Origin of the sequence: Pseudomonas sp. WMBT8 (assembly GCF_050916005.1) — a bacterium.
GTDB lineage: Bacteria > Pseudomonadota > Gammaproteobacteria > Pseudomonadales > Pseudomonadaceae > Aquipseudomonas.
The window spans coordinates 4,912,927-4,927,357 of the sequence record NZ_CP188096.1 but is presented as its reverse complement, the minus strand read 5'-3'; the positions used below and the strand labels follow the sequence as shown (position 1 = coordinate 4,927,357).

Genomic DNA, 14,431 nt, shown 5'->3' with positions numbered 1-14,431 from the left:
CTGAGCGTAATCAGAGTATCCGTTCATGTTCCCGATGATTCTCATCGCGGCAGCGCTTGCCTTGTTGTTTTGTACGGGGGCGTTTGCAGCTGACGCGGCAACTGGCACAACCCCAAGAAGTTTGCTGTCCCAGGCCAAGGGTTTACCGGCGGACTTTGAAGAACATTTTTTTGATGTGCCATTGGCGGTACGGGTCGAACTGGACCAGGAGTTTGTGTCCGAGGCGATGATCGTCCTGACCCGCGATGACCGCCTGACCCTGCTGGATTTCACTGACCACGAAGGCAGTGTGATCAAGGACATCGACCGCGACCGCTGGGGTGACTACCTCAAGCAGGGCGTGTCCCTGGGCACCTGCGCCACTGATTGCCCGGAGCAATTGCTGGCAGTGCACTACAACCTGGAAAAGTCCCTGGTCACCTTGCTGACCGAGAACGCCGAGCGCGATGGCCTCCAATCCCAGTACTACACCCTGCCCACCGCAGGCAGCAGCGGCTTGATCGTGCGTAACCAACTCAATATCAGCGGCGGCCAGGGCCAGGACCTCGGCGGGCGCCTGGGCCTGGATGCCAGCGGCAGCCTGGGTAACTGGAACCAGGTCTTGAACATGCAGTTCTCGCGCCTGGGCGGGCCGGATGATGACGACCTCAACCACGCGGTGTACTCGCTCTACGGCCAGCGTGAATTGCACGGGCAATTCCTGCGCCTGGGTTACTTCACGCCCAACGCCGAAGGCCTGACCCGCCAACTGCGAACCTTCGGCGCCAGCCCCGACACCGCCGTAGGCGTGATGTATGGCAGCTCCGACAGCCTGATGATCAGCAACCCCAAGCCGAGCATCTACCCCATCTACGTCACCGCCAACCGCCAGGGTTCGGTGGAGATCTACCGCAACGGCCTGCTGATCAACACCCAGGCGGTCGGCACTGGCCTGCAAAGCCTGGATACGCGGCCGTTGCCCGGCGGGATCTATGAAGTGGAAGTGCGCCTGCTCGAAGACGGCCAGGTCACCAACACCACCCAGGAGTTGGTGTACAAGCCCAACAACTGGCGCAACCTCGACAACCGCTGGCGCTATAACGTGTTTGCCGGCCAGGAAAGCAAGCTGCTGAGCAACTGGGACAACCAGTCCAGCGGCGACCTGACCGCCGGAGCCTCGGTCAACTACCTGGCGCACCCACGGGTGGTGCTTGGGCTGTCCGGGCGCCAGGTCAAGGACAGCATGCAGTACGGCACGTCCATCGACTGGAGCCTGGCCAATAACTTCAGCCTCTACGCCAACGTCTACCAGACCGATGACTACGGCACCGGCGTGGACCTCAACAGCCTCTATAACTACGGCCTGGGCAGCGTGGTGTTCAGCCACACCCGCAGTTGGCTGGATACCCGCAACACCTACGAAACCCTGCCCGACGGTACGCGCATTCGCCAGCGCGATGTGTTTGTCGGCCAGACCAGCCTGTCGTCGGTCTCTCTCAGCCATCGCTTGAGCAACCTGCGCTCCATCAGCGCGCGGCTGTCCTACAGCGAAGGCAATGTGCAAGGTACCGGCCTGGACCTGGGCTGGAACGAACGCAGCCATCTGTTTGGCAGCGACGCCAACTGGCGCTTGTCGCTGTTCGACCGCCCGGCCAGTGCCAGCACTGGCGACAAGCGTAACCGTGGGGTCGACCTGAGCGTCAGCCTGGCCCTGGGCGGCCCAGGCGAGCAGTGGGCGGCGAGTATCGGCACGCGCACCTCCCGCGAGGGCGAACGTGACAACAATGCCTCGCTGAGCTACCGCCGCGACCTGCAAGACCACGTGCTGCAAAGCGTCTCGGGCACGGTGCTGGCCGACACCTATGGCGTGGGCCTGTCGGGCATGGCCAGCTTCCAGACCGACAGCGTCAATGGTGATGGTTTTGTCCAGCGCTCATCGTTTAACAACGACCTCACCGGTGGCCTGAACCTGGACAGCACCTTCGCCTTAGGCGGCAACCGGATGGTGCTGACCAGCCAATACTCCGGCGCGGGCTCGGGAATGATTGTCGACGTAGAAACCGATGTCGATGACATCGTCCTGCGCGCCGATGACTTGAGCGGTGGCAGCACGGTCCTGCGTCCGGGGCGCAACTTTATTCCGATCACCGCCTACAAGGGCAGCTCGGTCAGCTTCGACTTCGACGGCAACCACGCGCCTGCGGCCAGTATCCAGCCGCCGCGCGCTGCCTACCACCTGAACAAGGGGGGCGTGGACTACCGCAAGGTCAGCGTGATGCGCAGTGTCACGGTGCTCGGGCGCCTGGTGGACCCCGAGGGCAAGCCGCTCAAGGGCCATCACATCATCAACCACGCCAGCCGTGGGGTGAGCGAGGTCGACGGGTTCTTCTCCCTGGAAATGAACGCCAGCTCGCCCACCCTCGAAGTGCGCCGCGATAACCGCCTGCTCTGCCAGTTCCGCCTCGACACCAGCGGCGCGCGGGAGGCCGACGACGTGCTGATGATCGGCGACCTGCGCTGCACGCCGGACACCCTGGCCGATTCCACTTTTACCACTCAGACCGCAGGTTGAGGGTCATGACGAGATTGCCTAGCACCATGAGACGTATCAGCACCTTGATCACCCAGCTTGGGGTCGCGGGCGCGGCACTGTTGTGCAGCTCCACGGCGCTGGCCCTGACCCAGGACATCACGGCGGTATTTACCCCGGACCCTGGCAACCCTTTTGTGAACACGTTTCGCAATACCACGCCGGTCAGTTCTATCTGTCAGTCGCACATTCCCAGCCAGTGCAAGGCGCTGAACTTGTTCAGCCTGCGGATCCCGGCGTTCGACGCCCTGAGCAACGCGCCGATCCAGGCCAACCACGAAGATGAGCGCCAGGGTTTTATGGTGCAGGTGCCCTCCAGTTGGCGTGATGCACAAGTCACCCACACCCGCACCGGGGAAGTGGAGACCGTGCAGATGCGCATCGCCGGCTTCGGTGGGCTGTGGCAGGTTTCCTATCCGCCGGGCGTGTCGGGCTGGGCCCAACCGGGGGTGTTTTGGACGACTCAATGGCTCAGGGCCCCAAGCCCTTGCGTCAGTACTGGCCACCTTGCGGCGGGTCGGCAAACGGCGACCTACTTCTGGATCGTCCCGGAAGGCGCCGGGGTGTGCAGCCGCAAGCCGTCCCAGGACCTTGACTACATGCGTATCTACCAAATGGAGTACGCCTATGAGATCCGCACGCCCAACCCCTTGGGTATGTCCAGTGGCGAGTACACCGGCAGCCTGACCTACACCCTGGGGCCACGGGGTGACTATGACTTTGGTGATGTGCTGATCCCCACCGACAACCAATTGACCTTCAACTTCAACCTAGAAGTGCAGCACCAACTCCAGGTGGAGGTCCCGCCGGGCGGCAACCGCGTCGAGTTGGTGCCCCAGGGCGGCTGGCAAGCCTGGGTCAACCAGGGCCGCAAGCCGGCGCGGCTGTTTCGCGACCAGACCTTCAATATCTCTGCCTCGTCACGCTTCAAAATGCAGATGACCTGCGAGCGGGTGATTGGCGACACCTGTGCCTTGCGCAACACCAGCGACGGTCACGAGGTGCCGGTGGATGTCGCCGTCAGCCTGCCCCATGGCCTCAACCGTGAGGATGGCGCCGGGGTGATCCGCCAACCGCTGTTGCTCAGTGGCGTCGGCACCGAGATGTTGCAACCGACTTTCTACGTCAACCGCCGGCCCGGCACGTTGCACTTCGAGGTCAAGAAAGAGTACGCCGACCAGATGCTGGAGCGTGGCGGCACCACCTATGCGGGCCAGGTCACGGTGGTCTGGGATTCGGAGCTTTAAATGAGGTGTATGGGTATGAAATATCTGTTGGCGCTGTGCACGCTCTGCTGGCTGCCGCTGTCGATGGGCGCGCCGAACATCAATGTCGGCGTGTTCTACGACTACCTGGCTGAGGACAAGAGCACCTACCTCAAGCGGGTGTTCAACAGCGGCGACAGCACGGCGTTTATCAAGGTGTCGGTGATGGAGATTGTCTACAACGCCGACGGCACTTCCGAAGAAGTCGAACTTAAAAGCAACCCCGAAAACACCGCCCGTGACGGCTTGGTGGCGACCCCGGCGCGGCTGATCGTACCGGCCAACGGCATGCAGGGCACGCGCCTGCTGTACCTCGGCCAGCGCGACAAGGAGCGTTATTTCCGCCTGCGTTTTGTGCCGGTGATGCCAGAGCCCGAAGACGGCTTTGTGGTGTCCAGTGAAGAGCGCGAGACCTACAAAAATAGCCTGTCGGCCGGGGTCACAGTACTGGCCGGGTTTGGCACGGTGTTTTTCGTGCGGCCCAAACACAGCCGCTTCGCCACCCGTGTCGATGAGCGCAACGACGCCTATGGCCTGCACAACGACGGCAACAGCGTGGTGGTGGTGGATCAGTTCAAGGACTGCCCCACTGGCCAGACCCAGGAGTGCCTGCCCGTGACCAAGAACCACATCCTGCCGGGGCGCAGCTTCAGCTTTGCCAAAGAGGCCGGGCGTACCTACCGCTTTACGCTGGTCGAGGGCCGCGCGAAAAAACACTACGAGGTCAAAGGCTGATGATCATTCAACGCGCCCCCGAACCCCCGCGCCGCTCGGGCAAATTGTGCAAGGTGCTGACGGCAACCCTGCTGCTGCTCGCCGTGGCCCTGCTCAGTACCCAGGCCCTGGCGATTCGCGAAGAACAGGTGTTTGACGTCACGGTGAGCATTCCCACCGCAGACTTTTATGTGTTGCCGATCCGCCCCGCGTTCCTTGAGCGCCAGCAGGAAATGACCTGGAACCTGGTGACCCGCACGCTCAAGCCGCTGCGCGAACAGTTCGACGTGAAGAACAGCGGCGGCGGCATTGTCGCGCGCCTGGGCCAGTTGCCGACCCTGTCCAATGGCCGGCGCCTGATCCTGCTCAATGTCGAGTTCAACGGCCAGTTGCTGGATTTGACCGATACCCAAGTGGTCTCTGCCGAGCAAGCGCGGGCCGGCAAACGTGTGCAGCTGGAAATTTCCGCCGTCGAGCCCGAGGACGGTTATGTGGCCGGCGACTATTTTGGCAGTGTGCATCTGATCTTCGACGCGCTGCGCCCGTAATCAATGAGGTGCTTATGAAATACCTGTTTGCAGCACTGGGAATGTGCCTGTGGTCGCTGAATGCCCAGGCGGGACCGGCGATCAATGTCGGTGACTTCTACGACTACATGAACGGCGACAAGAACACTTACCTCAAGCGCGTGTTCAATGGCGGCACCAGCACCGCGTTCGTCAAGGTCGACATCACCGAAATGCTCTACAAACCCGACGGCAGCTATGACGAAGTGCCGCTCAAGGACCAGGCCGGCACTGGCCTGGTACGCGATGGCCTGATGGCCAGCCCGGCGCGCCTGATCGTGCCGGCCAACGCCATGCAGAGCACGCGCCTGCTGTTTATGGGCGAGCGCGACCGCGAGCGTTACTTCCGCGTGCGCTACCTGCCGGTGGCGCCGGAGAAGGACGACGAATTCGGTGTCAGCGACGAAGACCGCGCCGCCTATGAGGCCTCGCTGGCGGGCGGGGTGCGGGTGATGTCCGGCTACGGCACGGTGTTCTTCGTACGCCCCAGCCAGAGCCGCTTCGACACCCGTGTCGAGAACGGTGGCCAGCGCTACACCTTGCGCAACGCCGGTAACACCGTGGTGGTGGTAGACGAGTTCAAGGACTGCGCCGTGGCCGATCGCCTGGACTGCGCGCCCGTGACCAAGAACCACATCTTCCCTGGCCGGGTGTTCAGCTTCGACAAACAGGCCGGGCGGATCTATCGGTTTTTCCTGGTGGAAGGCGCGGCCGAAAGGGTGATTGAAATCAGCGGCTAGCCCGGCGATTACGCAGCTCTCGCGCCGCCATCAAGGCGGTGCGGGTGCGCTGGCGCATCCACTCCTCGGCGTTGTAGCCCAGTTCCTCCTCACGTTTTTCGCAGGCAGCTTGGAATTTCAGCGGGTCTGCCAGGTTCGACTCGATCATGCCCTGCGCCTTGGCCAGGGCAGCGATCTGTGCGGGTAACGGTACTTTCTGCGGCACCTGTTCCCACATCTCTTGCAGATCAAGCAACTGCTCATGCTGGGTCCTGAGCCACTGCTGCTGTTCGGCGTATTGGCCGGCATAGCGTTTTTGCAGCCAGGCGCGCCAGTGCGGGTCCAGCAGCATGCGGTTGACCAGGCCGTCACCGTTTCCCAGCTCCTGCACCCGCGCATAGGCCGCGTCAATCTGTGCGGCGCTGACCCGGGCGGTGCTGCGGTACAGCATATGCTCGGCGATCCACGGCAGGTCCAGGCGCACGGCAAGTGCGGTCTGGTAGGCCAGGTAGATTTCTACCTCATCGACCTGGCCGGCCACGCCGTCGACCACTTCGGTGAGAAACCGCAGGCCCTGGCCGCCCTCGGCGACCGGCGCCAGGCGTTGTTGCACATCGGTGCGGATCACATCGTTGAGCTGTTGCAGGCGCGCCCGGCCCCTGATCAGGGTGGCCAGTTGCAGTTCATGCGCCTCTGGCGTCTGCGCCTGGTGCTCGATCTGGTAGAGCAGCACCTCGACCCCCAGTTCATTGAAAATCTGCGTCCCCGCATCCGGGCAGTTGCTGGGGAAGCTGGCCATCTCGAACAACCGTTTGCGCAGCGGCGTGTCGACCACCGCCGCTTGCAGCAAGAGCCACACCTGCTGCGTCAACTGGCGGTGGTTGGCGGCGTAGCGTTGTTGATCTTGCGGGGTCTGGAACACCTCCGGCTGCTCCAGGGCCTTGAGCACCTCGAACAAACCCTGGGAGCCATGTTCGTGCTCCAGCGCGTCCCAGACTTGCCGGGCTTCTTCCCGGGCGGCCGGCGACAGGTAGTTCAGCCACGGCGTGCAATCGCCGCGAGGTTCATAGGTGCGCTCCGGGTCCAGGCCGACCGACGCGCGGTAGGCTTTGAACTGTTCGCGTTGCAGGGCGTCCAGCGCCGAGCGGTTGAGGTAGGTGCGGGCCACCAGCGCGGCTTCGCGACTGCCCAGGGCCACCGCGGGCAGGCGGGTGATCGCGGTGCCTTGCAGGTTCAAGAAGAACGGCGCCGGTCGCGGCACCTCGAACAGTCCTTCGGGCCAGCGTTTGATTGGGCTGTGGCTGAGGTCCAGGTGTATCAGGTCGCGCATGCGCCCGATGTCCGGCGCTTGCTGGGCGCGGGTGTTGTTGAGCTTGAGGCGCCGCAGGTAGCGCAGGTTTTTCAGGCGGGTGATGTCTTCGACCGGCAAAGTCAGCGGGCACCCGGCCAGGTCGAGGTCTTCCAGGTGGCGCAGCTCGCGGATTGCCTCAGGCAGGCGGGTCAGCGGGTTCTCTGCCAGATACAGGGCCGACAGTTGCGGGAAGTGCTGCAGGAACTGGCCGTGGGCCGGGCCGAACTGACTGCGGATCAGGTTCAGCTCCGTGACATGGCTGAAGTCGGCGCGCAACGGCGGCAGCGTATCGGGCAGTGTCACTCCGCTGAGGTCCAGGCGCGAGCCGAGGGGCTCGGTGGCGGCGCGGATCTGGTCCTGCCAGCATTCGAGAACTTGCCCCTGAATGAAACTGCGCAACTCCCGTTCCATGGCGGGCGGATGATGCCCCGGCTGGCGCGACCAGTGCGCCAGATCGCCGTCCAGACGGTAATGCTCAACGATTAACTGGTTGACCCGGGGGCCGATCTGCTCGTGGCCGACCTTGTCCATAAAGGCCAGGATGCGCGCTTCGCTCTGGTGCGCAAAGACTGTCTTCAAGGCGTTCAGGATCAACGCGTCTGCACTTCTGAGTACCGCAGTGCGCACGGGCATGGGTTTGCCGAGCAGCTTCAGCGTTTGCGGGTCGGCGTGGCGTGGGACCGGCGGTTGGGCCAGGGCGGCGCGGCGTTCGGCCAGAGGCTCCAGGGTGGTCAGCAGCCAATGCCGCAGACCTTCGCCCTGGCCGGGGCCAACGCCCAGGGCCCGGCGGCTGTCGAGGGGGGCGGCGTGCAGCAGGGCTTCGTACAGGGTGTCGAGGTCATGCAGCTTGCGGTGCTCGGCATCGCGCACTTCGTAGCCCAGGTGGTCTTTCCTGACCAGGATGCGCCGGGTACTGGCGTTGGCCGGCCCTGCCTCGCAGCGCAGCCGGCCATCTGCGCTGTGCTCGCGGATTTGCAGGTGCAGGTCGGCAAACCAATCGCTGTGGCGTTTGAGGGTGCCGAGCAGCATGCGTTCGCTGTCGATACTCTGGCGCCAGGGGAAGTAGAAACCTTCATAGGCGTGGCTGGTGCCGGCGCTGAAGTGCAATTCGCGGGCGAGGTTTTTCAAGCGCAGCGGCAGGCGCCCCTGGGTCGCCATCAGGTTGCGCTCGGCTTCATCGGCAGTGGCGAGCAAGGCCCGCGCCACGCTCGAATCCATCTGCGCGAAATGCTCGCGCAGCAGGCGGACACCCGGCTCATCGGACAGCTCGCGCAGATGATGGGCGTACTGGCCGATCTCTGGCGCCTGGCGGGTGACGTAGGCCGCCAGTTGCTCGCGCAGGTGTTGCACTTGCTGGGCCTTGGGCACCTGGGCGCCGAGCAGGGCACGGGTTTGCGGCTCATCGAGAAAACCCAGTACCTGTTCCGGCAACTGGCCGGACATGACTTGCGCCACACTCAGGCGCAGGGTGTCGGCAGGCGCCGCAGCGAGGTTGCCGTAGCGGTGCGAATCGCCGCTCAGGCTGGCGCTGAGGAACACTTGCAGGGCCTTGTCCTGGGGCCAGCCCTCCAGTTCGGTGACGGTTTGCTCGAACCAGGCGGAGTCTGGGGCCAGGGGCATGCCTGCGCGGATCTGCGCGCTGGCCTGTTGTGCGCTGGCGTAGGCCTCGAAGCGGTTCAGGGTGTCGGCCAGCAACGGCGGCAGAGGCTGCTCATGCAGGTACAGGCTGCGCAACTGGTCGTCATCGCAGCCACTGGTGCGGCGGATCTGCTCCAGTTGCGCGGCGCTGAAAGCCTCGGCCCTGGGCCCGAGGCGGCGCATCAGGGTGGAGCTGTCCCAGGTTTGCGGCTGCTCGGCTTCATGCACCACGATGCCATTGCCGCGCCGATGCACGTGGGGCCGGTAGGCATCCGCGCGGCGCGGGTGGACGATGCGCCCGTGTTGCACCTGATACTGCGCACCCTCGTGGCGCATTAACGGTTGATCTGCGGGTGCGCCCGGGTCGGCGACATAGGGCGCCAGGTCCGGGTTCCACAGGCGCCGGCGGCCGTCGGCGAGCGTCACTGGCGTGAGCCCTTCGACAAACGCCGACAGCTTGAGGCGCAGCGGCGCCGCCACCTGGATGCCGGCGGCGAACAGGCCGAACTGCACCAGGTCCTGGGCCACCCCGATCAAATGCTGCGCCGCCTCTGTGCCTCGGCCCTGGGCCCAGTCGACCACCCCCTCGAACACCTGATCGGTGAGCTGATAGGCGGTGTAGGCGAGCATCACTTCCCCCAGCCCCGGCACAAACGGGGTGAGCACTTGCAAGGCAGCGTTGAGGATATCGCCGAGGATTCGCCCCAGGTTGTCCCACCAGGCCTGGCGGGCCAGGCGGTCGACGCGGCTGGTCGAGACGGCAATGTCCTGGGCGTCATTGAGCACCTTGTTCAGGTGCACCCGGTAACGGTAGTGCCACAGGTCATTGTTGCCGCTTGAATGCGCGCGGTTCTGGTAGTCGTCGGCAATGGGCTGCACATGGAATTGCAGGTGGGGATGGTCCAGGGGCGTGTCTTGCCAGGTCGGTTGGCTATCGGTCGCGGCTTTGGCGCGCCACTGCACCCGGCTCAGGCGGGTATTGAGGTTGGCGAAAAAAAAGCCGCGCTGATCATGGTCGACAAAGCGGCTGAAGAACACCTGATAGCGTTCGCTGTCACGCAACTGGCGGGTCAGTTCGTGGATGAAGGACAGGGGCGTGGGGTATTGCTTGAGGGGGTGCGCGGGGTCGTCCGGCACATAGGCAATCACCCGCGCCGCCGAGTGGGGCGTGGCGCAGAACAGCAGGATGCCGGTCAGGCGCGTGTTCATCAGGTCCAGGGTGTGGCCGGCAAGCACCTGGCCATCCAGGCGCAGGGCGGTGTTGCCAGCGATCAGCGCGAGCACTTCGTCACAGGCATCCTGGGCCAGGTCGCCCTTGACCAGGGCCAGGTGGGCGGCGGCCTTCAACGCGGCTTGGTGCTGGGCGATCACCTGGCGGCGCAGGTCGCGGGCCACCGTGGGGTTGTAGACACCCATGACAATCTTCAGATGTTCACGGTAGTGCCCGCCGATGTTCAGTGCGCGGCACAGTTGCTTGAAACCCTCGGCGGTCAGGGGCGTGCCGCGGGTCTTGTGCTTGAAGGTCAGGCTGCGCTGCTGCCCACGGGCATCGGCGCCAGACAGGAAGGCATAGTCGACAAAGCTGTCGGTGGCGGCAAAGTTATGCAGCGCCGCATCCAGCAGCGACAGCGTATGGCTGGTGACGCCTGACTTGAAGTCATGTACCCACCAGGCTGTCGACGCTTTGACATACAGGCGCACATAGGTGTTGCGCACATCAATCGGACCATAGTCGGCGCTTAGCGCGCCGCCCAGGATGCGCTCGGCGTAGGCATACAGATCATTGAGGGGCTGGAGGCGCTTATCCAGGGTGTTGAGGGCTTGCCAGTGGCCGGCGATAGCCTGCCGCAGGTTGGCGTGCTGCGCCGGCGCGGCGTTCGGGTAGGGCGCCGGGTCCTGGAGCCCGACGGCCTGCAAGGCATCCAGGCGGTGCGGGGCGGTGGTTTTCAGCCACGGCGGCAGGGCACTTTCAAGCAATGGGTAGTGCCGGCCTTGAAACGTGGCCGGGCGCGGGGAAGGGAGTAAGTCAGCCATGCAACAGATCCTGAAAAGAGCCATGAAAGCGCTTCAGTCTATTTTGGGCTGGGGCCGAGAATAAGTTTGAATACTGGGTCCAACAGGCCGCTTACACAGGCGAACCGTTCAAAATTCATCACCTTGAAAACAGCCGGCTACCGCCCTGGTTCAGCGCCATTGAGGCGGGGGCACACAAGGTGTGGCTGCCCGGTTGCAGATAAGGCGTGAGGATCGGCGCCATGCCCTTGAGCACCTGCACCGGCAAGGCCGAGGTGAAACTGAAGCCCTGGGCCGTGGCGCCGGGGACGAAGGCGGTCAAGGTGCCGAAATGGTGCTCGCCGATATAGAACACAAACGTCGCCGTGCGGTTGATGGCCTTGGAGCTGAGCACGCGCCCGCCGGCCCCGATGGCTTCGATGCGGTTGTCGCCGGTGCCAGTCTTGCCACCCATGGCCAGTGGTGTGCCGTCGGCCAGCTTGAAACTGCCGGCCACGCGCTTGGCGGTACCGGCATCCACCACTTGCGACAGCGCCTCGCGCAGGGCCGTGGCCACGGCGCTGGGCATCACCCGCTTGCCGCGTTCGGGGTCGTTGACCAGGCGTGTGTCATAAGGCGTGCGGGCGGCAAAGTGCAGGCTGTCGATGCGCAGTGTCGGCTGGCGGATACCGTCGTTGAGAATAATCCCCACCAGTTCGGCGAGCGCGGCCGGGCGATCGCCGGAACTGCCGATGGCGGTGGCGAGGGACGGTACCAGATGGTCGAACGGGTAGCCCACCTGTTGCCAGCGCTGGTGGATATCCAGGAAGGCCTCGATCTCCAGCATGGTGCGGATGCGGCTGTCCCGCGCGCTCTTGTGTCGGCTCTTGAACAGCCAGCTGTAGACCTCCTGGCGCTCGTGCGTGCTGGCCGCCACCGCCTGGGTGAAGGTGGCGTCGGGGTGTTGCAGCAGGTAGCCGAGCAACCACAGGTCCAGGGGATGGACCTTGGCGATATAGCCCTGGTCCGGCAAGTCGTAGGCACCGGGGCCGTAGTTCTGGTAGAGGTTGGCCAGGCGTTCGTCGCTGAGTTTGGCGCGGGCCGTGGGGTCATTGAGGTGGGCGCGCACAAAACTGTTGAAACTTTGCTGGCTGGCCTGCGGCAACAGGTAGCGGTGTACGGCGGCCAGGCGGATGGCGGTGGGGTGCAGGCTGTCGAGAAAGGTGTCGAGGCGCGCCTGGGTGTCCTTGTTACGGTACTTTTTCCAGAACCGCAGCAAAAAGGTGGTGCCCTCGCGGTCGGCGAATTTGGCCAGGTATTCCTGGCGGCGCGGGTCGCTGTCGTCCTTGAGCAGTTCGGCGCTGTTGTTGGCGCCCTGGTAGGTGCTGTAGCGCACCAGGTCGCGCATCAGGCGGATAAATGGCAGGTTGATCGACTCGCGTAGCGCCTCGCGCAAGGTCGGGTTGCGGCCGTTGTCTTCGTTGCGAAAGTTATGGAAGTGATGCAGGCCGCCCCCTGTGAAAAAACTTTCGCCGGGGCTGGCGGAGTAGTGCCGGTCCAGGGCTGCGGCGAGCATCGTCGGCAGGTTGCGGTCACTGTTCTGTGCCAGGTAATCCACGGCCCAGCGTGTCAGGCGGTCCTGCTCGTCGATGACGACTTTTTTCAGCGCCGCCGGGCTCTGGTCGGCATAGCGTTGGTGCAGTTCGCTGATGATTTGCATGTAGGTGGTCAGCACCCGCAGCTTGGCGGTGGAGCCCAGTTCCAGCTTGCTGCTTTCATTGATATCGAAGGGCTGGTCGGTGTTGTCGGTCTGCACCCGCACCCGGGCGCCGTCGGTGGTCATTTCGTAGAGGGTGAAGCTATAGCGCACCTGGGCCGTGCTGGCGGGGGTCAGCAGACGCGGCCCGAGCAGGCCGAGCTGGCCGGCGAAGGCCGGGTCGGCCAATTGCTTGAGGTACGCGGTGGCCTGGCTTTGCAGATCGCTTTGCAGGGTGCTGGTGGCGGCCAGGTCGAGGCGGTCGAGGTCGTACAGCGGGCGATCGAGCAGGGCGGCCAGGCGGCTGCGCGCGACACTGATGCCCTTGTTGGTTTCTATGGGCTGCAGGGTCGGTTGCTGCTGCCAGTTGCGGTAAGTGACCTGGCTGGCCAGTGCGGCGCTGGCCAAGGCCGGATCGATCACCGCGTTCTGCGCCAGCAGGCGGATATGGCTGTCGGTGAGGCTGGCCAGCTCGTCGCGGCCCTTTGACAGGTAGTGGGAAGGACGGCGCTGGGCGATGGTCAGCGACAGCACTTCACGCAGGGCCAGGCCTTTTTGCGCAAGATCCTTGGGGTCGTCACTGGCCAGCAGGCTGTTGGTCCGGTTGAAGTCGGCGCCGTACCAGACCCGCAAGCCTTCGGCCATACCATGCACTTCACCATGCCCGGGCACCGCCGACAGCGGCACGCTGTTGAGGTAATCGCGCACGATCGCCTGGCGCGCTACCAGCGTCTGGGGGCCGTCCAGGTAGGTGCGCACGCTGGCGGAAATCATCTGGCGGATCTTCTCGCCACCCGACAGTGTCAGCCCGTCGGGCGAGTGGCGATATTTCTCCAACTGCGTGGCCAGGGTGCTGCCGCCTGCAGTCTGGCCCGGCAGGTGCAGCAGCCGGGCCACCTGCGACCAGGCGGCCTTGGCAAAACGCGGCCAGTCCACGGCGGGGTTGGCCTGGGGCTGGGCGGGGTCGAGCAGCTCGCGGTTCTCGATAAACAGCAGGCTGTTGACCACCACCGGCGGGATCGCGGCAAAGGTCGGATAGAACTGCTGCGGGTAGCTGAACTGGTACAGCGGCTCGGCGCGGCAATCGCTGATCGACAGGCCTGCCTGGATCTTCTCGTCATAGGGCACAAACAGCCCCTGGCGGCTGTAGTCGAGCAAGGCCTGGGAGAACTGCGCCTGGCTCTGGATCAGGTAATTGCGCTTGAGCAGGCGTGGCAGAAAATCACTCAGGGCACTGTAGCCCAGGCGTTTGTCGAAGGGGCCGGCGCCGGGGTAGACAATCGCCGCGCTCGGGCCGGGCTGCACCTGGTAACTGAGGGTGGCGGCGATCCGGCTGAATTCCCGGGCCTGCCACTTGGAGGTGCGCATTTCCCGGGACGCGGCATAGGCCAGGCCGATCAGCAGCATCACCAGCAACAGCCAGAACATGCGCCAGCCGAAGCGGCGTGGGCGGGTTTTTTGTGGCAAAGGCGGTTCATCCGCACTGTCGGTTGGCACCGCAGCCTGGGTCGAATCGGTTTGCCATAAAACACCCATAGTCGATTGATCCATTCACGCAGATTGATCGGACTTGTTTCAAGCGTAGTCGCTGATTGGTCCACGCAAGGAATTTGTCTGCGCCGGCCATGACCGACTACCACCGACGGCAGCGGGCGCGGCCTTTCGCAGCATCCAGGCCGGGCAGAGCGGGCGCGTGACGCAGACCCTGGCGATTCATCGCGGCGAAATCAACTTGCGCATGGCGCGCGAGCTGTTCTTTGACGCGCCGCCCTGGCCTGAGGGCGAAGTGCCGTTCTAGAGCCTTTGCGATTGGTAAATGCGACCAGGGTAGGGGCATGACGCTGCACCCATGCTGTGCAAT

The 14,431-nt window shown here is 64.2% G+C and carries 7 protein-coding genes; 5 read left to right on the top strand and 2 right to left on the bottom strand.

The features are described from left to right. Positions 1–25: 25 nt before the first annotated feature. From ACO77H_RS22395 to ACO77H_RS22375, 5 genes are read left to right on the top strand one after another with little or no spacing between them, the layout of a single operon-like run. Positions 26–2,551, top strand: coding sequence for a TcfC E-set like domain-containing protein (locus tag ACO77H_RS22395; protein WP_169954487.1), 2,526 nt, complete (start codon positions 26–28; stop codon positions 2,549–2,551). A gap of 5 nt (positions 2,552–2,556) precedes the next feature. Continuing rightward, positions 2,557–3,816: a hypothetical protein gene (locus ACO77H_RS22390; protein ID WP_432754574.1), complete on the top strand. Its 1,260-nt coding sequence runs from the start codon at positions 2,557–2,559 to the stop codon at positions 3,814–3,816. Positions 3,817–3,831: 15 nt separating this feature from the next. Beyond that, on the top strand, positions 3,832–4,569 hold the full coding sequence (locus ACO77H_RS22385) for a molecular chaperone (RefSeq protein WP_169954486.1): 738 nt from the start codon (positions 3,832–3,834) through the stop codon (positions 4,567–4,569). Next, positions 4,569–5,096 (top strand): CS1 type fimbrial major subunit, encoded by a 528-nt coding sequence (locus ACO77H_RS22380; RefSeq protein WP_169954485.1) that lies wholly within the window; start codon positions 4,569–4,571, stop codon positions 5,094–5,096. The genes ACO77H_RS22385 and ACO77H_RS22380 overlap by 1 nt, the downstream gene beginning before the upstream one ends. Before the next feature lie 14 nt (positions 5,097–5,110). Next, the gene (locus tag ACO77H_RS22375) at positions 5,111–5,854 is read left to right on the top strand and encodes a molecular chaperone (protein ID WP_170056790.1); all 744 of its coding nucleotides are present in this window, start codon (positions 5,111–5,113) and stop codon (positions 5,852–5,854) included. Here the strand turns inward: ACO77H_RS22375 and ACO77H_RS22370 are convergent. Together ACO77H_RS22370 and ACO77H_RS22365 are read right to left on the bottom strand one after the other, a co-directional pair. Next, positions 5,844–10,856, bottom strand: coding sequence for an NEL-type E3 ubiquitin ligase domain-containing protein (locus ACO77H_RS22370; protein ID WP_432754573.1), 5,013 nt, complete (start codon positions 10,854–10,856; stop codon positions 5,844–5,846). The two genes, ACO77H_RS22375 and ACO77H_RS22370, sit on opposite strands and share 11 nt — an antisense overlap. Positions 10,857–10,974: 118 nt before the next feature. Next, entirely contained in the window at positions 10,975–14,106 is a 3,132-nt protein-coding gene (locus ACO77H_RS22365) for a transglycosylase domain-containing protein (RefSeq protein ID WP_170056792.1), read from the bottom strand. Between the last annotated feature and the right edge of the window lie 325 nt (positions 14,107–14,431).